The sequence below is a fragment of the Williamsia sp. M5A3_1d genome, from assembly GCF_053345315.1.
The window spans coordinates 943178-965951 of sequence record NZ_JBKEZX010000003.1 but is presented as its reverse complement, the minus strand read 5'-3'; the positions used below and the strand labels follow the sequence as shown (position 1 = coordinate 965951).

22 protein-coding genes are annotated in these 22774 nt (G+C 70.1%); 1 reads left to right on the top strand and 21 read right to left on the bottom strand.

What is annotated here, in order from left to right; translation table 11 throughout:
• Positions 1–228: 228 nt before the first annotated feature.
• The 19 genes from ACLBW1_RS16790 to mraZ form a co-directional block, all read right to left on the bottom strand.
• Complete coding sequence (locus ACLBW1_RS16790) at positions 229–855, bottom strand: hypothetical protein (RefSeq protein WP_447812924.1); 627 nt, start codon at positions 853–855, stop codon at positions 229–231.
• An 81-nt stretch (positions 856–936) separates the two neighbouring features.
• The gene (gene wag31 / locus ACLBW1_RS16785; protein ID WP_447812923.1) at positions 937–1785 is read right to left on the bottom strand and encodes a DivIVA-like cell division protein Wag31; all 849 of its coding nucleotides are present in this window, start codon (positions 1783–1785) and stop codon (positions 937–939) included.
• A 319-nt stretch (positions 1786–2104) separates the two neighbouring features.
• Positions 2105–2389, bottom strand: coding sequence for a YggT family protein (locus ACLBW1_RS16780; protein ID WP_447812922.1), 285 nt, complete (start codon positions 2387–2389; stop codon positions 2105–2107).
• Positions 2390–2445: 56 nt separating this feature from the next.
• Entirely contained in the window at positions 2446–3189 is a 744-nt protein-coding gene (locus ACLBW1_RS16775; RefSeq protein ID WP_447812921.1) for a cell division protein SepF, read from the bottom strand.
• Positions 3190–3277: 88 nt separating this feature from the next.
• On the bottom strand, positions 3278–4054 hold the full coding sequence (locus ACLBW1_RS16770) for a YggS family pyridoxal phosphate-dependent enzyme (RefSeq protein WP_447812920.1): 777 nt from the start codon (positions 4052–4054) through the stop codon (positions 3278–3280).
• Positions 4051–4794: a peptidoglycan editing factor PgeF gene (pgeF, locus tag ACLBW1_RS16765; RefSeq protein WP_447812919.1), complete on the bottom strand. Its 744-nt coding sequence runs from the start codon at positions 4792–4794 to the stop codon at positions 4051–4053. The genes ACLBW1_RS16770 and pgeF overlap by 4 nt, the downstream gene beginning before the upstream one ends.
• Before the next feature lies 1 nt (position 4795).
• A complete protein-coding gene (gene ftsZ / locus ACLBW1_RS16760) occupies positions 4796–5953 on the bottom strand; it encodes a cell division protein FtsZ (RefSeq protein WP_447812918.1) in 1158 nt (385 codons plus the stop codon).
• Between the two features lie 234 nt (positions 5954–6187).
• Entirely contained in the window at positions 6188–6997 is an 810-nt protein-coding gene (locus tag ACLBW1_RS16755; RefSeq protein ID WP_447812917.1) for a cell division protein FtsQ/DivIB, read from the bottom strand.
• On the bottom strand, positions 6994–8493 hold the full coding sequence (locus tag ACLBW1_RS16750) for a UDP-N-acetylmuramate--L-alanine ligase (RefSeq protein ID WP_447813005.1): 1500 nt from the start codon (positions 8491–8493) through the stop codon (positions 6994–6996). Before ACLBW1_RS16750 ends, ACLBW1_RS16755 begins: the two co-directional genes overlap by 4 nt.
• Before the next feature lie 53 nt (positions 8494–8546).
• Positions 8547–9680 (bottom strand): undecaprenyldiphospho-muramoylpentapeptide beta-N-acetylglucosaminyltransferase, encoded by a 1134-nt coding sequence (gene murG / locus ACLBW1_RS16745; RefSeq protein ID WP_447812916.1) that lies wholly within the window; start codon positions 9678–9680, stop codon positions 8547–8549.
• Positions 9677–11353, bottom strand: coding sequence for a putative lipid II flippase FtsW (gene ftsW / locus ACLBW1_RS16740; RefSeq protein WP_447812915.1), 1677 nt, complete (start codon positions 11351–11353; stop codon positions 9677–9679). Before ftsW ends, murG begins: the two co-directional genes overlap by 4 nt.
• On the bottom strand, positions 11350–12975 hold the full coding sequence (gene murD / locus ACLBW1_RS16735) for a UDP-N-acetylmuramoyl-L-alanine--D-glutamate ligase (protein ID WP_447812914.1): 1626 nt from the start codon (positions 12973–12975) through the stop codon (positions 11350–11352). Before murD ends, ftsW begins: the two co-directional genes overlap by 4 nt.
• Positions 12968–14065, bottom strand: coding sequence for a phospho-N-acetylmuramoyl-pentapeptide-transferase (mraY, locus tag ACLBW1_RS16730; protein ID WP_447812913.1), 1098 nt, complete (start codon positions 14063–14065; stop codon positions 12968–12970). The genes murD and mraY overlap by 8 nt, the downstream gene beginning before the upstream one ends.
• A 52-nt stretch (positions 14066–14117) precedes the next feature.
• Complete coding sequence (locus tag ACLBW1_RS16725) at positions 14118–14630, bottom strand: glutamate ligase domain-containing protein (RefSeq protein WP_447812912.1); 513 nt, start codon at positions 14628–14630, stop codon at positions 14118–14120.
• A complete protein-coding gene (locus ACLBW1_RS16720; protein WP_447812911.1) occupies positions 14627–16246 on the bottom strand; it encodes a UDP-N-acetylmuramoyl-L-alanyl-D-glutamate--2,6-diaminopimelate ligase in 1620 nt (539 codons plus the stop codon). Before ACLBW1_RS16720 ends, ACLBW1_RS16725 begins: the two co-directional genes overlap by 4 nt.
• Positions 16247–16387: 141 nt before the next feature.
• Positions 16388–18322, bottom strand: coding sequence for a peptidoglycan D,D-transpeptidase FtsI family protein (locus ACLBW1_RS16715; RefSeq protein WP_447812910.1), 1935 nt, complete (start codon positions 18320–18322; stop codon positions 16388–16390).
• A 141-nt stretch (positions 18323–18463) separates the two neighbouring features.
• On the bottom strand, positions 18464–19414 hold the full coding sequence (locus ACLBW1_RS16710; RefSeq protein WP_447812909.1) for a hypothetical protein: 951 nt from the start codon (positions 19412–19414) through the stop codon (positions 18464–18466).
• A gap of 88 nt (positions 19415–19502) precedes the next feature.
• Complete coding sequence (gene rsmH / locus ACLBW1_RS16705) at positions 19503–20480, bottom strand: 16S rRNA (cytosine(1402)-N(4))-methyltransferase RsmH (protein ID WP_447812908.1); 978 nt, start codon at positions 20478–20480, stop codon at positions 19503–19505.
• Positions 20481–20746: 266 nt separating this feature from the next.
• On the bottom strand, positions 20747–21178 hold the full coding sequence (gene mraZ, locus ACLBW1_RS16700; protein ID WP_447812907.1) for a division/cell wall cluster transcriptional repressor MraZ: 432 nt from the start codon (positions 21176–21178) through the stop codon (positions 20747–20749).
• A gap of 131 nt (positions 21179–21309) precedes the next feature.
• Here mraZ and ACLBW1_RS16695 point away from each other — a divergent pair, with 131 nt between their 5' ends.
• Positions 21310–21555, top strand: coding sequence for a hypothetical protein (locus ACLBW1_RS16695; RefSeq protein ID WP_447812906.1), 246 nt, complete (start codon positions 21310–21312; stop codon positions 21553–21555).
• A gap of 32 nt (positions 21556–21587) precedes the next feature.
• On the opposite strand, the gene ACLBW1_RS16690 is transcribed toward ACLBW1_RS16695, so the two are convergent.
• The gene (locus ACLBW1_RS16690) at positions 21588–21995 is read right to left on the bottom strand and encodes a DUF3040 domain-containing protein (protein WP_447812905.1); all 408 of its coding nucleotides are present in this window, start codon (positions 21993–21995) and stop codon (positions 21588–21590) included.
• 137 nt (positions 21996–22132) lie between these two features.
• Entirely contained in the window at positions 22133–22618 is a 486-nt protein-coding gene (locus tag ACLBW1_RS16685) for an SAV_6107 family HEPN domain-containing protein (RefSeq protein ID WP_447812904.1), read from the bottom strand.
• Positions 22619–22774: the final 156 nt, after the last annotated feature.

Genomic DNA, 22774 nt, shown 5'->3' with positions numbered 1-22774 from the left:
GGGACGACGATCGCTCGCCGCGGTACCACCCCGCTTGCACCTCGGACATCGGGTGCCACTCGGTGACCTGTCAGATCTCTCGGTCCGATGGGCCTGCGGCTGTGTCGGGCCGCTCCCGTCCGGTTCTACTGCGACACCACCCGGATGTGGCGGCGTCGGTTCTTCCGGATGCTCCCCGGTGATGGCCGGATCGTTGCGCGACTCAGTGTAGACGGTCCGCGGGAGCGGTCAGTCCGCCGCGTGGCGGTGACGGCGGGGGGTCGCGGTGTCGGCGTCGGACACCGGATCGCCGCCCGCCACGGGGTCGGTGTCGGTGTCGCCGGAATGGCGCGTGGGTCGTCGCGGGGTGGCGGGGGTGAGCCACGGCATCGTCGAGGGCGGGTCGGCGTCGCGCCGGACGTGGGCGTGGGTGTCGACGGGCTCGTCGTCGGGACTCTCGTGCCGGCCGTGATGCGCGGCGGCGTAGGCGGCCGCGACCTGGGCGTCGGACGGGGCGTCGGCGGTCACATCGACCGGGACGGGGTCCCTCGAAGGCTCCGCATGGTCGGTCGAGAGGTCTGGGACCGGCTCGTCGACGACCCGGGGCATCTCGGTGGTGATCGCCGTGTCCGGATCGTCGCCGGTGAGTGCGGGCGTGTCACCGGTCGCGTCGGCACGGGGGTTGCGGCGGGCCGGCAGCCGGGGCCGCAGGCGGGCGATCGTCGGACCGAGGCCGAGGATGTCGGCCAGGAGGAGCAGCGCACCGAGGACGCACACCACGATGCAGGCGATCGCCAACCAGAGGGTGCCGGTGACGAGGGCCACCACGAGGAGCCCGAATCCCACCAGGGTGGCGACCAGCGCCGACACGAGCACCGCGTTGACCTTTCCGCCGATTACCGGGGTCGAACCGACATCAGTCGATCTCGGCCCGCCACGGTTCTACCGACGGGCGTCTCAGTTCGAGGGCTTGGAGAATCCACCCGAGTTGGTGAACCCACCGTTGCCCGGATCCGAGGAGAACGCGTCTCCGCCGGAGCGCGCGTTGTCGACCGGGGCCGCGCTGCCACGCTGCTGGAGTTCTTCGAGCTGGGACTCCAGGTAGGTCTTCAGGCGGGTGCGGTACTCGCGCTCGAAGGTCTTGAGCTGCTCGATGCGGCCCTCGAGGACCGAACGCTGCTGGTTGATGGTGCCCATGATCTCGGTGTGCTTGCGCTCGGCGTCGGCCTGCAGCGCGTCGGCCTTCTCCTGCGCCTGACGCGTGGTGGTCTCGGCGCGGGTCTGCGAGTCGGCGAGGATGGCCTCCGACCGCTGACGAGCGTCGGAGAGCATGGCCTCGGACTTCGAGCGGGCGTCGCCGATCATCGCGTCGGCACGACCCCGCGCGTCGGCGAGGAGCGCCTCGGACTCGGTCGTCGCGTTCGCCGTGAGGCGGTCGGCGGTGTCCTGGGCGAGGCTCAGCACCTTCGCCGCGCGGACGTGGTGGTCCTCGCCCACCGGCGCGGCCGGTGCCGCGGGGGCTGCCGGCTCGGAGTACGCGGGGGCAGCGGCGGCGCTGAAGGCCTGAGTCGGCGCAGGCGCCTCCTCCTCGCGCGGCGCGGAGGAGGCACTCGAACGAGCTTGCGACAGATCACCTTCGAGATCCTCGACGCGTTGCTTCAGCTCGGTGTTCTCCTCGAGGAGGCGCGCGAGCTCGGCCTCGACGAAGTCGAGGAACTGGTCGACTTCGTCCTCGTTGTATCCGCGCTTACCGATCGGCGGTTTGCTGAACGCGACGTTGTGCACATCAGCCGGTGTGAGCCGCATGTCGGTCCCCTTTAACAATTGTGTGGCTAGTGGTGGCCAGGTCTCGATGCGATCTCTCGCGGGACCCCGGTGACGAGGCGTTGTGGAGGTCCACAGCGTCGTCAGTGTAACTGGCGTCCCATCCTGTCACATGAGAACCGTTCGTCGCACTTCGTCGAGCGCAATCCCCGACGTGGTCGGATGATCGCGGTCGAGGTGGGCAGGTCCACGGCGTCGACGCGGTTCTCGGTGTCCCTCCAGGATGACGGACTCCGGTCACAATATCCGGCGTCGCGCGCTGTGCGATCACCACCGGTCGATTCGCGCGGCGTGGCGCGAGTCAGACGGGCGCCACGAACGACATGGCGATCAGCACGACGATCATGGTGATCATCAGCGACAGGTCGAGACGGACCGGACCCAACGGGATCGGCGGCAGCACACGACGCAGCGCCTTGATCGGTGGATCGGTGGTGGTGAACACGCCTTCGATGACGACGACGGACAGTCCCGTCGGGCGCCACTCACGTGCGAACGTCCGCACCAACTCGATCACCAGGCGCCCCAACAGCAGGAGCCAGAAGATGAAGAGCAGATAGTAGATGACCTCTCGGGCTATCGTCACGCGTCAACTCTGCCTGATTCGGTCACCGGATGCCGAAAAGCCCAGCTCGCAGGGTGTCAGCTGTGGTTGTAGAAGCCCGTCTCGGCCAGCTTGCGACGATCCTCGGGCGAGACGTCGACGTCGGCGGGCGAGAGCAGGAACACTTTGGTGGCGACTTTGTCGAACGTGCCACGCAGGGCGAAGGCCAGTCCGGCGGCGAAGTCGACCAGCCGCTTGGCGTCGTCGTTGCTCATCTCGACGAGGTCCATGATGACCGGGCTGCCGTCGCGGAAACGCTCCCCGATGGTGCGGGCCTCGCTGTAGTCACGCGGACGCAGCGTGGTGATCTTCGCCAACGGGTTCCCCTCCTCGAAGACGCGATCCATCGTGTCGATGGCCAGCGCGCCACGGGTGGTGACCCGGCCGGCCGACGCACGCGACACCCCTCCACGGGCACCCAACGGCTCCAGACGTCCCGATCGGCCGAGACGCTCCATCGGCACGCCGCGATCGACGGAGAGCGCCGAGTGCCCCTGGGACGCACGTACCGGTCCGGCGTAGGCGTAATCGGGCACGTGGTCGTAGGCGGCCTGCTCGAACTGGCCGGCGCCCTCGTAGTGCGCCATCTCGTCCTCGTACTCGCGCATGCCGTGGTCGGAACCGGCGAACCCGCGCTGCGGTGCGCGACCGTAGTACTCGTCGCGGTACTCGCGCTCGTAGGGGTCGCGTCGTGTCGCGCCGGGCTCGTCGAGGTAGTCGTCCTCGTAGTCGCCGGGCGGGACCATGCCGAAGTACGCCTTGAACCGCTGCATCGTGGTCATGTTGCTGCCTTCCTCACCGTCGGCGCGCCGTACGAGAGCGATTGTGAAAAGTGGTGTCGCTGGTTCTCATGTGGCTCATGTGGTTTAGCTACGGCGAGCGTATCGGCCGAGCGCCCATGATCGCGGTACCGACACGCACGCAGGTCGAACCATGACGGACGGCTTCGTCGAGGTCGCCGGACATACCGGCCGAGAACTCGACGGCGTCGGGACGATGCGCGAGGAATCCCGTCCTGATCGACGCGGCCCGCTCCAACCACGCCTCCGGCGTCTCCGACTGCGGCGCGATCACCATCAGCCCCCGCAGGCGCAGATGGTCGAGCCCGGCGACGTGATCGGCCAACCCCTCGAGGTCGCCCATTACGACGCCGCCGCGGTCGGGGTCGGAGTCGAGGTTGAGCTGTAGCAACACCTCGAGCGGGTCGTTCCGGTCACCGTCGTCGAGCGCCGCGGCCACGGCGGTGTCGAGTGCATCGGCCAACCGGGCGGAGTCCAGCGAGTGCACACGGTCGGCCCAGCGGCCGACGGTCTTGGCCTTCTTGCGCTGGATCTGCCCGATCATGTGGAACGCGAGGGACTCGTCGGTGTCGGCCCGCAGTTCGGCGGCCTTGCGACCCGCCTCGGGTTCGCGAGACTCGCCGAAGGCGCGTACTCCGAGCCCGATCAGGGCCCGCACGTCTGCCGCGGGGAAGAACTTGGTGACGACGAGCAGGTCCACGTCGCCGACGTCGCGCCCGGCCGCGGCACACGCCTGCGCCAACCGCTCGCGTGCGGCGTAGAGATTGTCGGAGAGCTCGCGGACCCGTTCCGGCGTCGCGGTGTCCGGCGCGGAGGTGGTGTCGGCGATGTCGTCTGCGGAGGTCACGTCGCGGCGCCGGAGGTGTCGGTCCAGATCACCGACGCCAGCCGTCCGGTCGGGGCACCGCGGCGGTGGCTGAACAGCGTGTGGTCGGAGATGGTGCAACGGGGATCCACCGCCACCCTGGCGATGCCCGCCTCGAGGAGTTGGCGTCGGATCCCGGCCCGCAGATCGAGTCCCGGGGTGCCCTTCGTGGTGCGCGATGCGCTGCCGGGCAGGTGCTTCTCCACATCACGCTGCATCGCGGCGGGCACCTCGTACTCCCGACCGCTCGCCGCGGGCCCCAGGAACGCGCCGATCCGGGACAGCTCGGCCCCCTGATCGGTCATCGCGTCGAGGACCCGGCCGATGATGCCCACACGGGCACCGACACGACCGGCGTGCACCGCCGCGATCACGCCGGCGGTGTCGTCGCTCAACAGCACCGGGACGCAATCGGCCGTCACGACGACCAGCGCGAGATCCGGTGTGGTGGTGACCAGTGCATCGGTCGCCGGTACCGGACCGTCGACGGGACCGGTGACCACGGTGACGGTCGGGCTGTGGATCTGCTCCATCCACACCATGCGATCGGGCGACACACCGATCAGCTCGGCCAGACGCAGACGGTTGGCGTGCACGGCATCGGGGTCGTCGCCGACGTGATCGCCGAGGTTGAACTCGTCGTACGGCGCGAGCGACACACCGCCACGACGTGTGGTGGTCACCCGACGGACCCGGCCGACCCGACCCGGGGCCGTCGTCACGTCAACGCTTCATGAAGGGCGGGACGTCCACATCGTCGTCGTCGTCGAGGGTGACGGCGTTGCGGCGTGGGGCCGGCGCGTCGGCGAACGGATCGCCCGAGGGACGATCGGCGAAGGTCGACTCGGCCGCGGGCGGGACCGCGGCCGCGACACTGCCGGCACTGGCCGAACCGACGGCGCCCCGACCCGCGGTGGTGCGGATCCGAGACGGCGCACCGGCGTCGAAACCGGCCGCGATCACCGTGACCCGCACCTCGTCGCCGAGGTTGTCGTCGATGACCGTGCCGAAGATGATGTTCGCGTCCTCGTGTGCGGCCTCCTGGACCAGGGTCGCGGCGTTGTGGATCTCGAACAGCCCGAGGTCGCTGCCACCGGCGATCGACATCAGCACGCCACGGGCGCCCTCCATCGAGGCCTCGAGCAGCGGCGAGTTGATGGCGGCCTCGGCGGCCTTCTTCGCGCGGTCCTCCCCGCGCGAGGAGCCGATGCCCATCAGTGCACTGCCCGCGTCCTTCATGACGCCCTTGACGTCGGCGAAGTCGACGTTGATGAGGCCGGGCGTGGTGATGAGGTCGGTGATGCCCTGCACGCCGTTGAGGAGGACCTCGTCGGCGCTGCGGAACGCGTCCATCAACGACACCGCGGCGTCGCCGAGCTGCAGCAGGCGGTCGTTGGGGATCACGATGAGGGTGTCGCACGACTCACGGAGCGAGGAGATGCCCTCGTCGGCCTGGCCGCCGCGTCGCTTGCCCTCGAACGAGAACGGGCGTGTCACGACACCGACGGTCAGTGCGCCGAGCTTGCGGGCGATGCTCGCCACGACAGGTGCACCACCGGTGCCGGTGCCACCGCCCTCGCCGGCGGTGACGAACACCATGTCGGCGCCCTTGAGCAGTTCTTCGATCTCGTCCTTGGCGTCCTCTGCGGCACGACGACCCACCTCGGGGTCGGCGCCGGCACCGAGGCCGCGGGTGGAGTCGCGACCGACGTCGAGTTTGACGTCGGCGTCGCTCATCAACAGCGCCTGCGCGTCGGTGTTGATCGCGATGAACTCGACACCCTTGAGGCCCTGCTCGATCATGCGATTGACGGCGTTCACGCCACCGCCGCCAATGCCGACGACCTTGATGACGGCCAGGTAGTTGTGCGGTGGCGTCATGTCACTCGCCTTCTGTGCGTGGATTGCTCCGCCCCCGTGTGGGAGCGGATGTCTGCCGCAGACCGTCACCGACGACACCGGCGAACCGGATCGCGAAACTCTCAACCTCAACCACAGGCTTAGAGTTATGTCAAGTAGCGGACTGCTGGGACAAACGGTAGGCACCCAACCCGGCTCCGGCCAGCAAGCGCTCGGCGTGTCGCGGTCGCAATCCGTCTGGTCGCCACCGGCGGGTCAGCGGAAAGTCGGGTACTCGGGTGAGGACACGTTGAACGAGGTGCCGTCGCGTGGCAGCAGGTACATCAGGGTCCGCGCCTTGTCGGCGGTGCGGTCGGCGTCGCCCCACACCACCGTCCGGCGATCACGCAGGGTCATGCGCACGTCGGCGGCCGACTGGGCACCGATCTCGATGACCTGGCGGCGCAGCACGTCCGGCAGCTCCGAGACGACCTTCAGCGCGGCGAGGGTGGCGCGGTCCGACGACGACGGGTTCGCGATCGTCATCCGCGGCACGGGGGGCAACTGCTTCTGCGACGCGAAGTCGACACCGGTGACGTCGATGAGGTGTGAGGCGCCGTCACGGATGACGAAGGCCACCGCGACACGTTCGACGACGTCGATGTCGATCCCCGACGGGTAGCTGCGTGTCACCCGCACGGACTTGATCCGCGGGATCGCGGCGATGCGCTGCGCGGCGGGTCGCGTGTCGACCTGCAGCAGGGGTGTGCCCATCGCGATCCGCGACGCGGCGACGATGCTCGCCGGGTCGACGGCCGACTCGCCACCGACCGAGATCGATCGCACCGACATCAGCGGTGTGGCGTAGGCGACCACACCGCCGGCGATCACCAGGACGATCGCGGCGATGGTGCCCAGGAGCTTGCGGGTCCCACGCACGGGACGTCGTCCGCGACGCGTCCGGGACGGTCGCTGTCGCTCGTCGGCGTCCGCGTCGAACCGGTCGTCGCCGTGTTCGTCGTCGAACTCGTCGTTGAGATCGGCCTCGAAGGCGTCGGGATCGTAGGTGGTGGTGGTGCGACTCATGGTGTCTCTCCTCGCCTGCGCAGCGCTTCGACGATCTCGGGGCCCTGCATCGTGATGTCGCCGGCCCCGAGCGTCAACACCACATCGCCCGGCGCCGCCAGATCGGCGACGAGTTCGGCGACCTGCGACAGATCGGGCGCGAAGACGACCGGGACGGTGACGAGGTGGGCGATGGTCCGCCCGCTGATGCCGTCGAGCGGCTGTTCCCGGGCGCCGTAGACGTCGAGGACCATGACCTGGTCGGCGAGGTCGAGGGCCTCGGCGAACTCGGCGGCGAACGCCGCTGTGCGCGAGTAGAGATGGGGCTGGAACACCGCGACCACACGACCGGAACCGGCGGCGGCCACCAGTTCACGGGCGGCGGTCAGGACCACCCGCACCTCGGTCGGATGGTGGGCGTAGTCGTCGTACACCGCGACCTCACCCACGCGGCCGCGCAGCTGGAATCGCCGGTGGACCCCGGTGAAGCTCTCCACCCCGGCGATCACGCCGTCGGTGGGAGCCCCCGCCGACACCGCCGCCGCGATCGCTCCGAGTGCGTTCAGCGCCATGTGGATTCCCGGGACGCCGAGCGTCACGACGTGTTCGGACCCCTCCCCCGAACTTCCCGAGCCGGAGGCGAGCATTCCGCCCGAGCCGGAGGCGAGCATTCCACCCGAGCCGGAGGCGAGCATCCCACGCAGCGTGATGGCGGCCTGCCCCCCGACGCCGTGGACATGCCAGTCCCGCAGGATCGCGACGTGGTCGACCTCGGGTACACGATCGGCGAAGGTTCCTGCGCCGTAACCGATCACCCGCACGCCGCGGTCGAGCAGGCGATGCACACAACGGGCGGCGAGATCGACCGAGCCGGGGTCGTCGAGGCAGACCACCACCACACCACCGGGTTCGGTCCGGTCGAGGAATTCGTCGAACACCGCGACGTAGGCCTCGGTGGTGCCGAAATGGTCGAGGTGGTCGGACTCGACGTTGGTGATGACCACCACGTCGGGTCGGTACTGCAGCAGCGAGCCGTCGCTCTCGTCGGCCTCGGCGACGAAGACCGCGCCGGTGCCGTGGTGGGCGTTGGTCCCGGATTCGTTGAGCTCGCCACCGACGGCGAACGACGGGTCGAGTCCACAGTGCTGCAGGGCCACCACCACCATCGACGTCGTCGAGGTCTTGCCGTGGGTGCCCGCGATCAGCGCGGTGCGGTACCCCTCCATCAGGGTGGCGAGCACCGCGGGCCGCAGCGTCACGGGGACACCGCGCCGATGTGCCTCCACCAGTTCGGGATTCGTCTTCGGGATCGCCGCGTGGGTGGTCACGACGACGGTCGGACCGCCGTCGAGTTGGTCGAGTGCCGACGCGTCGTGGCCGATGCGGACCACCGCCCCGCGCGTGCGCAGAGCCTTCACCCCGCGGCCGTCCTTGGCGTCGGACCCCGACACCTGGGCGCCGCGCGCGAGCAGGATCCGGGCGAGCCCCGACATGCCCGCACCGCCGATGCCGACCATGTGGACGCGGGCGAGTTCCGGGGGCAGCGCGGGCACGGTGGACGTCGGGATCGTCACGACGACCCCCGCCGTGCCCGGGCGGCGTCTAATCCCGCCTGTGCGACGGCGGCGGCGGCGTCGCGATGTCCGACCCGACGTGCACCCTCCGACATCGCGGCCAGTCGATCGGGGTCGCCGAGGAGATCGGGAACGGTGTCGGAGACCCACCGCGCGGTCAGGTCGGCATCGTCGAGCAGCACCCCACCACCGGCGTCGACGACGGGCAGTGCGTTGAGGCGCTGTTCACCGTTGCCGTGGGGCAGCGGCACGTACACGGCGGGCAGGCCCGTGGCGGAGATCTCGGCCACGGTCATCGCACCGGAGCGACAGATCACGAGATCGGCTGCGGCGTAGGCGAGATCCATGCGTTTGAGGTAGCCGACCGAGACGTAGGGCGGCGCGCCGGGCGGCGACGACGGCGCCACGGTGTTCTTCGGGCCGTGGGCGTGCAGCACACCGATGCCCGCTCGACCGAGTGCATCGGCGGAGTCGGCGACCGCCTCGTTGATGGTGCGTGCTCCCTGCGATCCACCGAACGCGAGCAGCGTCGGGGCGTCGGGATCGAGTCCGAAGTAGTGGCGAGCCTGGGCGCGGGTGGCCGCGCGGTCGAGGCTCGCCAGCGACCCCCGGACGGGGATACCGACCACCTCGGCGTCGAGGCCGGAGCCGTCCACGGCGGCGAGGACCCGATCGGCGAACCGCGCGCCGACCTTGTTGGCGATGCCGGCGGAGGCGTTCGCCTCGTGGATCACCACCGGGATCCGCGAGCGACGCAGGAGATGTCCGCGCGCGGCCAGGTACGCCGGCAGCGCGACGTATCCGCCGAACCCGATGACCACGTCGGCGTCGACGGCGGCGAGGATGCGTCGCGTGGCGCGCACCGATGACCGCAACCGCAACGGGACCGACATCAGATCGCGATTGACCTTGCGCGGCAACGGGACCGGCGGGATCATCTCGAGGGTGTACCCGCGTTCGGGTACCAGGGTGCGTTCCAGTCCACGCGGCGTGCCCAGGGCCGTGATGCGTGCGTCGGGGTCGATCGCCCGGATCGCGTCGGCCACCGCCAGGGCCGGCTCGATGTGTCCGGCGGTGCCGCCCCCGGCGACCACGACCGAGATCGGCCCGTCGCGGTCGGTGCGGGTCACCGGCGATACCTCGGGCTCATCATGTCGTCGTGACGCGATCCGCGGGCCGTCGGCATCGCCTCGGGATAGGTGCGGTATCGCACGCGCGGCGCCGAACTGCCCTGTCCCCCGGTGTCGTATCGCCGCGGACGACCGGCGTCGCGGGCACCGGCGTGGTCGGTGCGAATGTGTTCCGCACGTGGCGGCACACGACGGCCCGATTGTGCGCCGCGCCGACTCGAGGGAACGGGATCGGCGGCGGCACCACCGAATCCGAAGTAGGCGGCCGGCCCGCGGCGCGCGGCGCGGCGGCCGGTGACACGGGGATCGGGGGTGCGCGGATCGGAGGCGGCGGAGCGGACCCGCGGGGGTGCGGTGCGCGACGGCAGACCCGACGGGTCGGCCAGTCGGTCGCGTCGGGCACGCCAGGCCTGTACGCGCGGCGGTGCATACGATTCCGGCTGCGGCAGGCGCAGGAACCGACCGATGCGTCCGTCACCGCCGGCGGCGAGCGCGGCCACGGCCTCGGGTTCGTGACGCGCGGCGTTGGCCAGCAGACCGAGCATCACCAGCACGGTGAACGTCGAGGTACCTCCGGCCGACAGCAGCGGGAGCTGGATGCCCGTGACCGGCAGCAGGCCGATGACGTAACCGATGTTGATCAGGACCTGGGCGCTGATCAACACCGTGATGGTCGCGGTCATCATCCGCAGGAACGGGTCGACCGCCCGCAGCGCGATACGCAGACCGACGAACGCCAGCAGGACGAACAGCCCGATGACGAGCAGGCCGCCCAGCAGTCCGAGTTCCTCGCCGATGATCGCGAAGATGAAGTCGTTGTGGGCGTTGGGGAGGTAGTTCCACTTCGCCCGGCTCTGTCCGAGGCCCTCCCCGAACAGGCCGCCGTTCGCCAGGGCGTACCGGGCCTGTCGCGCCTGGTAGCCGGCACCCTGTGGGTCGTCGATGTTGCCCAGGAAGCTCAGCACGCGCTGGGAGCGGTAGCCCTCCATCAGCATCAGCGGGATGCCCAGGACCACCGCGGCGACGGTGAAGCTCACGAACACCCGCACGCTCAGTCCGGCGAACCAGAGGAGCGTGCCGACGATGATCGCGATGGTGATCATCGTGCTGTAGTTCGGTTCGAGGAAGATCAGCAGACAGATGAGCAGCGCCACCGGCAGCAGCGGGACCAAGAGCTCCTTGAGCGACGCGCGGTCACGCAGTCGCGCCGAGAGCAGGTGGGCCCCCCACACACAGAGGGCCAACTTCACGAGCTCGGAGGGCTGGATCGACAGACCGCCGATGACGAACCAGCGTTGCGCGCCCTGACTCTCGGTGCCGACACCCGGGATGAGCACCAGGGCGAGCAGCAGTGTGGTCACGAAGATCGAGGGCACCGCGAGGCGACGCATGAACCGCACCGGGATGCGCAGCGCCACGTAGAACAGGACGGTGCCGAGGATCGCGAACACCACCTGGGTGGTGAACAGGCCGTAGGCCGAGCCGCTCTTGGAGTAGCCCTCCACCGACGACGCCGAGAGCACCATCACCAGGCCGAACACCGTCAGGATGACCGTGAGGGTCACGATCAGGTGGAACGACGCGAGTGGCCGGCGAAGGACGGCGTCGATGACGCCGCGGGGGCCGTCCCACCACGCCCCGGCGCGGCGCACGCCGTCGGATGCCGCGGTCATCGGCGTCCCGACGCGTCGGTCGGCACCGGGACGGCACCGATCGCGACCGCGGCGCGGGCGAACGAGTCCCCCCGTACGCCGTATCCGGCGAACATGTCGAGGGAGGCGGCGGCGGGGGCGAGGAGCACTGCCTCGGGTCGCCCGCCGGCGGCCCGGTCGGAGGAGATCATCGACCACGCGGCCGTCAGCGCCGCATCCATCACCCGGTCGGGCGCCGACACCTCGTCTGTACGTCGAACGTCGGCGTCGTACGCCGCGAGTGCCGCGGCGCGGGCACCGTCGACGCTGGTGGGCGGGGCGGTCGCGACGCCGTCAACGGTGGGCGGCGCGAGCGGCGTGGCTGTCACCCGGTCATCGTCCCCTGTGAACAGTGTGACTGTTGGGATTGCAGGGGCGTGTCGCAGAATCGCCGACGCCATCGCTTCCCGGTCGGCGCCGATCAGCACCACCCCGGCCAACCGGTCGGCCGTGGCAGCGAACAGATCGTCGACCGCAGCGCCCTTCAGCAGTCCCCCGGCCACCAGGACCACCCGGTCGTGCGCGTCGATCGACGCCTGTGAAGCGTGGGGGTTCGTCGCCTTGGAGTCGTCGACGAACGTGACCCCGTCGAGCGTCGCGACGATCTCGCCCCGGTGGCGGCCCGGCACGAAACCGGCGAGCCCGGCCGTGACGGCACCGATGTCGATGCCCACGGCCAGGCACAGGGCCGCAGCCGCGGCCGCGTCGACCACGCCCGACGGACCGGCCGGGCGGATGTCGGCGACGGGCAGGATCGCCCGTGACGACTCACCCGTCCCGGTGAACGCGCGGTCGACCAGGACCCCGTCCTGCACCCCGATGTCGTCGCCGATCGGCGCACCGGCGCGGACACCGACCGTCCGTGCCCCGGGCGTCGTGGCGGCCAGCGCACCGGCCACCGGGTCGTCGGCGCCGATCACCGCGATCGGGCCACGCAGGGCACCGACCTTGGCGGCGACGTAGGCGTCCATCGAGCCGTGCCAGTCGAGGTGGTCCTCGGCGATGTTGAGCACGACACCGGCGTCGGGAACGACCGACGGCGCCCAGTGCAACTGGAACGACGACATCTCGACGGCGAGGATCTCGACGCGCGGCGTCCGGGTGAGGGCATCGAGCACCGGCAGTCCGATGTTGCCGCACGCCGCCACCGTGTGCGGCGATGCCTCGACGACGGCCTCGACCATCGAGGTCGTCGTGGTCTTGCCGTTGGTGCCGGTGATCACCACCCACGTCCGCCGCGGACCGAGGAGGCCGGATGCGTCGACGCGCCAGGCGAGTTCGACCTCACCCCAGATCGGGATCCGCGCCGCGCGGGCGGCGTGGACGAGCGGCGAGTCGGGACGGAAACCCGGCGACACGACCACCAGGTCGGCCTGCAGGTCGGCGATCACGGCGTCGACACCCACCACCGCGACACCGGCGTCGGCGAGCGCCACGCCCGCTGCGGGGCGACTGTCGGCGACGGTCACCACCGCGCCGTGGGCGGCGAGGAACCGGGCGGCCGACGCCCCTGCGGTCCCGGCTCCGCCGACGACGACCCGGAGGCCGGGGAGGTCGGGCAGCGTCGCCGGATCGGCGGTGCGTGCGCGGCTCACCTCACCCACCGTTGGAGGTGAGGAACTCGCTGTAGAAGAGCGACAGGCCCAGCGCACAGGCGATCGCGGTCAGCAACCAGAACCGGATGATGACCGTGGTCTCCGCCCAACCGCCCAGTTCGAAGTGGTGGTGGAAGGGAGCCATCCGGAACACCCGTCGCCCGGTGGTGCGGAAGAACGCGATCTGCATGACCACCGAGACGATCTCGGCGACGAACAGTGCACCCACGACGACCATGAGCAGCTCGGTACGGGTGGTGATGGACAGTCCGGCCAGCATGCCGCCGAGCGCGAGCGATCCGGTGTCGCCCATGAAGATCTTCGCCGGCGCGGCGTTCCACCACAGGAAGCCCAGACAGGCGCCGCCGCCGGCCACCGCGATCAGCGCGAGATCGAGGGGATCACGCACGTTGTAGCAGCCCGGGCTCACCTCGGCGCCCACCTTCGGACCGCCTGCGCAGGCGTTGCGGTACTGCCAGAAGGTCACCAACACGTAGGAGCCGAGCACCATCGCCATCGAACCCGCGGCGAGTCCGTCGAGACCGTCGGTGAAGTTGACCGCATTCGACCAGGCGGCGACGACGAGCCAGCAGAAGATCACGAAGGCGACCGAGCCCAGTGTGACCGCGTTGATGTCGCGGACGTAGGACAGCTTGACGCTCGCCGGGGCGTCGCCGTTGCCGTTGCGGAACTGCAGGGCCAGCACACCGAACAGCAGTGCCGCGACGAGCTGCCCGACCGATTTCGCCGTCTTGTTGAGGCCGAGGTTGCGCTGTTTACGGATCTTGATGAAGTCGTCGAGGAACCCGACACCGCCGAGGACGGTCGCGAGCGACAGCACCAGGATCCCCGAGGCACTCGGACCCTGGCCACCGTTGATCAGTCCGGTCAGGTGGGACGCCCAGTAACCGGCCCACAGGGCGGCGATGATGGCGACGCCACCCATCGACGGGGTGCCACGCTTCGTCTGATGGCTCTGCGGGCCCTCGACGCGGATCTCCTGCCCGAAACCCTGGCGCGAGAACACCCGGATGAGCACGGGGGTCAGCAGGATCGACACCGCGAGCGCCACCGCACCGGCTATCAGGATCTGCGTCACCTTCTCGTCTCCGTCCGGGGTCGTCTCGCGGGCACTGTCTGGGGTGGGCGGGTCAGCCGTCGGCCCCGTCCGGGGGCGCCACGAGTGTCGCCGCACACCGTTGGTCATCCAACAGGTTGCGTGCGACCGCCGACAAATCGGATCCGTCGCCCGCGACGAGGACCACGTCGCCGTCGCCGATCTCCGCGATCAGCATCTCCACGGCGGCCTCGGCGTCGGCGACCATCCGGGCCTCGTCGCCCCACGAACCCTCCATCACCGCCCCCTGGTGCAGTGCGCGGACGATGCGGGTCGTGCCCACCGCGATCACGATGTCGACGGCGAGTCGCACGGCCAGCCGGCCCACCCGGTCGTGGGCGACGGCCCGGTCGTTGTCGGGTTCGGTGCCGCCGAACTCGCCCAGTACGGCGAAGCTGCGACCGCCCCCGGCGTCGCGGCCTCCCTCGCGGGCGGTCTGTACCAGTGTCCGCAGCGCATCGCGGGCGCGGTCCATCGCCTCGTCGGTGTCCGGCCCCGTCGCGTCGGCGGCTCCGGTCAGGTCGATCACGCGGATGGTCGGGGTCATGTCGTCTCCTGCCGGTCGGCGAGTGCCCGCCGCAGTACGTCTCGATCGTCGAAGGGGGTCTTCACGCCCGCGACCTCCTGTCCGCTCTCGTGGCCCTTGCCTGCGACGAGGACCGTGTCCCCCGCCCGGGCCCACGCGACCGCATGCGCGATCGCCGCCGCACGGTCGCCGATCTCGACGCCCGCCTCCGATCCGGTGGGGCGCTCACCGGGCGCCACCGCCTGCGCACCGGCTCGCACCTCGGCGCGGATGGCGGCGGGATCCTCGTCACGGGGGTTGTCGTCGGTCACGATCACCAGGTGGGCTGCCCGTGCCGCCGCCTCCCCCATCAGGGGACGTTTCCCGGTGTCGCGGTTGCCTCCGGCACCGACCACCACCGCCAGGCGGCCCCGGGTCTGCCCGCGCAGGGTCGCGATGACAGCCTCGAGAGCGGCCGGCTTGTGGGCGTAGTCGACGACGGCGAGGAAGTCCTGGCCCCCGTCGACGAGCTCGACACGACCCGGTACCGCGACCCCGGCGATGCCCTCGACGGCGTCGGCGATCGACCCCCCCGCGGCGTCGGCGATGGCCAGCGCGACGAGGGCGTTGGCGACGTTGTAGCGACCGGGGAGGGGCACCCGCACGGTGTGCGGCGTGCCCTGCGGGTCGCGGACGGTGACGACCTGCGACCCGTCGTCGCGCAGTCGAGACGGCCCGGCGTACCAGTCGGCCGAACTGTGCCGCGTCGACACCGTCACCACACCGTGGCCGACGATCTCGGACATCCGGGCACCCCACTCGTCGTCGACGCAGACGATCGAGCGGAGGGCGTGCTCGGGCGAATCCGGCCGGAACAGACGAGCTTTCGCCTCGAAGTAGTCGACCATCGTGGGGTGGAAGTCGAGGTGGTCCTGCGAGAGATTCGTGAAACCGCCTATCGCGAAGGAACTGCCTCGGACCCGACCGAGCTCGAGGGCGTGACTGGACACCTCCATCACCACGGTGTCGACTCCCTGTTCACACATCGCCGCGAGCAACCCCTGCAGCGCGGGCGCCTCGGGCGTGGTCAGCGAACTGTCCTGCCGCACACCGGCGACCCGGGTCTCGACGGTGCCGATGAGTCCCACGGTCCGGCCCGCAGCCATCAGCGCGGCCTCGGTGAGATAGCTCGAGGTGGTCTTGCCGGAGGTCCCGGTGATACCGATCAGGCGCAGTCGCAGCGACGGGTTCCCGTACACGCGGGCGCTGAGGTCGCCGAGGACGCCGCGCGGGTCGGGGTGCACGAGCAGCACGAACGAGGGCGTGGGCGTCTCCGCCGAGGCCATCGCCTCGGTGACGAGCGTGGCGCCGGCGGCGTCGGTGAGCACGGCGACGGCACCGGCCGAGACGGCCTGGGCGGCGAACTGTGCGCCGTGGGCTCGTGCGCCGGGCAGTGCGGCGAACAGATCTCCCGGTCGGGTGTCCTGCGCGCGCAGCGTCACCCCGGTGACGCCGACGGTCGGCGCGGCCGACCCGATGAGATCGAGACGGGCCCCCGAGGCGGCGGCCAACGTATCCACCCCGCACGGCTCCACCCGACTCGGACGAGTCGGATCAGGGGCCCGGGTTCGCGGGTGTCGCGTTCCCGATCCGGCCATCGCGCACCCCTCTCGTCTGCGTCGTTCACGGCGGGCGAACCCGCCTAGGTCCTGGAGTGCCCGGTCGCGCGACCGCCCGGCAGATCACCCTACGCGGGGACCTCCCGGACCCCGGATCGCCGGCGGCGGTGCGCGGTGACGTCAGACGGCCTGCAGGATCATCTTCGGTGTCGGGCTGGTCGAGAGCGGGACGCGATCACGCTGCAACATCCAGGCGGCGATGCTCTCGAACAGCGGTGCCGCCGACTGGCCGCCCGAGCCGTCGGTGCTGCGGGTGGGGCGATCGAGCATGATCCCCACCACGAAGCGCGGGTTGTCGGCCGGGGTGATACCCGCGAAAGTGATGTTGTAGTTCGAGTTCGAGTAGCACCCACAGTTGGGATCGACCTGCTGCGCGGTGCCCGTCTTCGCGCTCACCTGGTATCCAGGCACTGCACCCTTCGATCCGGTGCCCTGCTGCTCGCCGGTCGGATCGGACTGCACGATCGCACGGAACATGTTGCGCACGGTGGTCGCCGTCTGGGGGCTGACCACCCGCACACCCGCCGGCGGATCCGCCGCGTCGTCACCGGTGGACTTGACGATCCGCGGGGCCACGCGCATCCCGTCGTTGGCGATCGTCTGGTACATGCTCGTCATCTGCAGCAGCGTCATCGAGAGACCCTGTCCGATGGGCAGGTTGGCGAACGTGCCGCCCGACCACTGACTGCGGGCGGGGACGTCGCCGGCGCTCTCGCCGGGCAGGCCCACCTGTGTGCGCTGGCCGAGTCCGAAGCGCTGCAACATGTTCGCGAACCGGTCCTGGCCCACCTGCTTGGCCAACATCAGGGTCCCGACGTTCGAGGACTTCCCGAAGATCCCGGTGGTCGTGTACGGAGCGACACCGTGCACCCATGCGTCGCGCACGGTGACCCCCGCGAGATCGATGCTGCCCGGCACCTGGTGCACCTGGTTCGGATCGGTCAGTCCGTACTCGATGGCCGCCGAGGCGGTCACGAGCTTGTTCACCGAGCCCGGTTCGAACGGGGACGTCACCGGCAGGTCGCCGAGCTGGGCGCTGCCCTGTTCGGCCAACGGCTTCGCCGGGTTGAAGGTGTTGTCGTTCGCCATCGCGACGACCTCGCCGGTCTTCGCGTCGAGCACCACCGCCGAGGCGTTACGGGCGCCGGAGAGTTCCTTGGCCTTCTGCACCTGGTTCTGCACGAACCACTGCACGTCGGAGTCGATGGTGAGCTCCACGGTCCTGCCGTTCTCGGCCGGGTGCACGTTGCGGGTACTGCCCGGGATCACCGCGCCGTCGGAGCCGCGGTCGTAGGTCTGCGACCCGTCGGTGCCGGCGAGCGCCGAATCCATCGACGACTCCAGTCCGATCAGTCCGTTGCCGTCGAAGTCGACGTCGCCGACGATGTTCGCCGCCAGCGGGCCACCGGGGTACAGACGGATGTCCTGCCGCTCGGCCCCGACCTCGGGGAACTCGTCGGTGATCTTGCCCGCGACCTCGGGGCTGACCGACCGCGCGAGGTAGACGAACGGTTCCGAGCTGGCGAGCTGCTGCTGCAGCGACTCCTGCGACACCGCGCCGCCCAGCAGATCGTGGACGCCGGAGGCGATCTCGCGGATCCGGGTCGCGGAGTCGGGGACCTTCGAATCCTTGGCGTGGGCGGCGTCGATCGCCGCACGCTCGCGCACCGGTTGGAAGGTGAGGGCGCGCGCCTCGTCGGTGTAGGCGATCGGCTTGCCGTTGCGGTCGACGATGGCGCCACGCTTGGCGGGCAACGTCTCGACCACCGCCCGCTGGTCGGCGGCCTGCGCCGACAGCGACGACGACTCGACGGTCTGCAGCATCAGCAGTTTTCCGGCGACCAACGCGACGGCGAGGCCCATCACCAGTGCGCCGAGACGGGTGCGGGTGATGAACTGCCGCGCACCGTCGCCGCGTGCGGTGACACCGGCGTCGTCGCGGATACCCGCCGAGTACGCGCGGCGGGGCCGCGCACGCGAATCAGCACGGTTGGCCGCTCCAGACGCCGACTTTCGCGCGGCGGCCGGCGGTCGGCGACGCTTGTCGGCGCTCATCGGAGACGGCCTTGATCACTCGACGCGATCACACCGTGACATGGTGCGCCGGCGACGCACATGCGGGAAGCTGACATGCCCCAATTCTCCACTGTGTGAACGATATCGATCCGCATCACCGTCGGCGTGGCGCGACTGCGATCATCGCGGGATCTGCGAATCGGCCGGTGCCGGTGCGGTCTGGGCAGACCCGGACGGTGCGGTACCCGTTCGCGGTGTACCGGTCGGGGTGGTCGAATTCGTAGACGGGGCAGACGATCCCGCGGCAGTCGAGGTCGGAGCGGTGGTGGTCGGGGTACCGGCGCTCCCCGGGGTCCCCGGCAACACGTTCGCCGCCAGCGGTTCGTCGGTTGACGCCGCCGCACCCGGTGCTCCCGTTTCCGCGGGTAGCGCCGCGGTGTTGCCGCCGGTGGACGAACCCGGTTGCGGGGTCACGGCGGTGGGACGGCCGGAGTTCATCGACGGCGCCGCGGTCCCTGTGGCGGGGGCGATCTCGCCCTCGATGCGGGTACGCCCGTCGGGCGCGACGACGAGACGTGGCACGTTGCTCGCCGGGATCATGCCGAGTGCAGTTGCCTTGTCGGACAACTCCGGTGCCGAGTCGCCGGACTCGAAAGACTTCTTCAGGGCGTCACGGCGGTCGATGAGCGTCTGGTTCTCCTGACGCTTCGCCGAGAGTTCGTAAGAGGTCTGCGCCGCCGTCGTCGACAGCCACAACGTGAGACCCAGGCCCACAGCGAGGATCGCGACGACCAGGACGGCGAACGGCATCCGCCGCAACAGATCTGCAGGCGAGGCGACGATGCGGGCGAGGACACCACCGGTCGGCGCGTCGCGCCGGTCGACGAGAGTGGTCGTCGACCGCTGGGTCGCGCGTCGGCGGCGTCGGTCGATGGCCCGTTGCGCGGCCGGTGACCGGTTCTCCCGCGGGCGGTCGGCCACGCCGGTGCGATCACGACGACGCCTCGTACCCGAGGCCGAACCGCCCGCCTCGTCGAGATCCGGATCCCAGTCGGCCTCGGCCGCATCGGGGTTCGCCGAATCGGTTTCCGCTGTCCCGGCGACGATCGCGCCTCGGTCTGCCACCGTCATCGCCGTACCTCCATCGTCACGGCATCCACCGTCGCCGTCTCGTCCCACTCGTACACACTGCGTTCGTCGGCGAGGCCTCGGGCCGCGGTCATCGCGGGGCCAGTCGTTCGATGGCCCGCAGCCGGACCGGCGCCGACCGCGGATTGGACTCGATCTCCGCCTCGTCGGCGCGCTCGGCCCCGCGGGTGACCAGGCGGTACTCGGGCGCGGTCCCGGGGAGGTCGAAGGGCAGACCGGGGGGCGTCTTCGACGTGACCCGATGTGCGAACTCCCGCTTGACGATGCGGTCCTCGAGCGACTGATAGCTCATCACCACCAGGCGTCCACCGACGGCGAGGTGGTCGACCGCGGCGGGCATCGCCCGCTGCAACGATTCCATCTCACGATTGACCTCGATCCGCAGCGCCTGGAACGTGCGTTTGGCGGGGTGGCCACCGGTGCGGCGGGTGGCCGCGGGGATCGCCCGATAGAGCAGTTCCACCAGACGGGCGCTGGTGTCGAACGGCCGCTGTTCCCGCTCTCGCAGAACCGCCGAGGCGATCTTCCCGGCGAACCGTTCCTCGCCGTATTCCGAGAGGACCCGGGCGATCTCGCCGTGGGAGTAGGTGTTGAGGATGTCCGCGGCGGTGAGGGTGTCGGCGTCGTTCATCCGCATGTCCAGCGGGGCGTCGACGGAGTAGGCGAAGCCACGATCGTGCTGGTCGAGTTGCATCGACGAGACTCCGAGGTCGAACAGTGCCGCGTCATACCTCGTTCGTCCGAGATCCGCGAGGATCTCGGCGATCTCGTCGTAGCGACGACGGACGATGGTGACGCGATCGGCGAACGGCGCCAAGCGCTCCGACGCCGACGAGACCGCGTTGCCGTCGCGATCGATGGCGATGATCTCGACGCCGGGAAACCTGGTCGCGACGAGTTCACTGTGGCCGCCGGCCCCCAGCGTCGCATCGACGAACGTGGCACCGGTGCCGTCGGAGGCGGTGTGGGTGAGAGCGGGAGCGATGAGGTCGAGCATCCGATCCGCCATCACCGGGATGTGACCGTGTTCGCCCGACTTGTGCTCCACCGGAGGCCTTTCGGAATGGCTGCGCACTGCGCCTGCGGAGTGGCTGCGCCCTGCGGTGCGGTTCGATCGGACCGGTCGCCGGCAGCACGACGTGGCGTCGTGCTGTCGGCGTGGCCGGGATGTCGTTGCGGTGAGTCCGGGTCCCTGCCCGATGACGGACCTGGCGCTGGGGAAGTGCGCCAGGGACATCTCGGGCAGAGGCCTGAGCTCGCCGAGGCGATCCGGGCCGTGCGGTCCCGCCGTGGTCCTGGGCGGCGGGACGGTGATCACAGGATGTTCTCCAGGGACGGGGTGTCAGCCCGCGAGAAGCTCTCCTCGTGCTGGGACTCGTACTGCTCCCAGGCCTGGGCATCCCAGATCTCGACGTAGTCGTAGTTGCCGATCACCGCGCATTCCTTGGTGAGGCCTGCGTAGGACCGGTGCTTGGCCGACAGGGTGATCCGACCCTGAGCATCCGGCACCATCTCCTCGGTGCTGGAGTTGAGATGACGCTGGTACATCCGCGCCTTCTCGTCGACCTTGGACGCCGCGGCAGCTCGCTTGGCCCGCTCGACGAAGTCCTCGGGCAGGTAGATCGCGAGGCTGTGGTCCTGACCGCGAGTGACCATCATGCCTCCTGCCAACTGCTCTCGGAACTTCGCGGGAAGCGTGAGCCGCCCCTTGTCGTCCAACTTGTGCAGGTGTGTGCCGAGAAACATGTTCTCCCCACACCTCCTGCCGGGCGGAGTCGCGAGTCCGGCACTCTCTCCTCCGTGCACCACAGTACCCCACTTCCCCCCACTTTCCACCCCCAGTTGCCCATCTCGATGGACCTGACGCGGAAAACGGCATGTCAGAGGCACAAAATGCGGTGGGGGGACATTCGCGACGCGACGTCGACGCCGACCCGGCGACCTGGGGATTCGCGGTCGACTGCGGCACACGGTCAGCGCAGGAGGCGCGCGAGTCGGCGGGGTGGAGCAAAGTGGGGACGAGTGGATGCGCGGGGCCGGACGATCGCGGCGGCGCGGTCACCGTCCCCTACGACGAAGAGACCGCGCACCGGGATTCGGTGCGCGGTCTCTGCGGTCTGTGATCAGTGCGGGGCGACGTGCGTCCCGCCGGGGGTCATTCCTGCTCGAACCGTCGGTTGAAACGCTCTTCCATCCGCTCGCTGAACGAGCGTGACCCGTTGCCTCGTGAACGACGTCCCGAGGACGACTCCGAGGTGGATCCCGACGCCGGCGGTCCCGACGACCCGATCCCCCACAGCGCGATGAGGCCGGCGGCGAACATGACGAGGAATCCCACGAGGCTGAGGATCGGGAACCCGCCGACGGTGACGTCGACGACCAGCCCTCCGATGAGGAGCAGCAATCCCACGACGAACAGAACCGCCGCCTGCAGACGTTTACGCGTGGTCGACCCGCCGCGTACCCGGCGACGCCGGACGTTCGAGGCGAACTTGGGATCTTCGGCGTACAGCGCGTTCTCGATCTGTTCGAGCATTCGCTGCTCGTGCTCCGAGAGTGGCACCGCCCCTCCTTACAGCACTTCGGTCCGGTGACCGGACGGTGTCGAACGCATACCCGCGGCAGGTGTGTCGGGGTCGGTGGGCTCGTGTCGCGAGCCCTGTTGACGATGATACGAGGTGATCGAGAAACCGACCACCATTACCCGGCTGAGAGTTCGGCCAGAGTCGCCGATCGATGGCTCGCGGGCACCGGAGTGCCGTGCTCGAGCGCGACGACCTGCGTCTGTACCTCGGCCAGGAAGTCGACGAGACGCGAGCGGGTCTCCCGCACACGTGCCGGATCGATGTCGCGGACGACGCCCAGTTCGATGTCGGCCCGCAGCCGGGACAACCCGGCGAAGTAGGTGGCCCACACGGTCAGCTCGGGCAGCGCCCGCGGCAGGCGCGCCCAGGCACTGACCGATCCCCGTCGCGGGCGGAGGGTGGACTTCTCCCCGACCACCAACGCGGCACCTGCGGCACGCAGGGCGGCCAGGTAGAGCGCACGGAGCTGTTCGGTCGGTTCCGGCGAGTCCGCGGCGTGCGCCGCCATCGCCTCGGCACGACCGAGCAGTTCCCGGGCGCGCAGGGCGAGTCGTGGGTCGACCGTGGCGGTGCGCCGTGTCGTCGTACGCGTTCCGGTCATCGTCACACCCCTCTCATGGTCTCGTCGTGTACCTGTGGAGGTTCAACCTCCTCGGATGGATCAGTCATACCGGCGCCCACCGACAACGTGAGCAACAGAACATCCGTCGTGCACCGCGGCCGTGACGACGATCGGACCGGCCCGGCCGCAGACGCT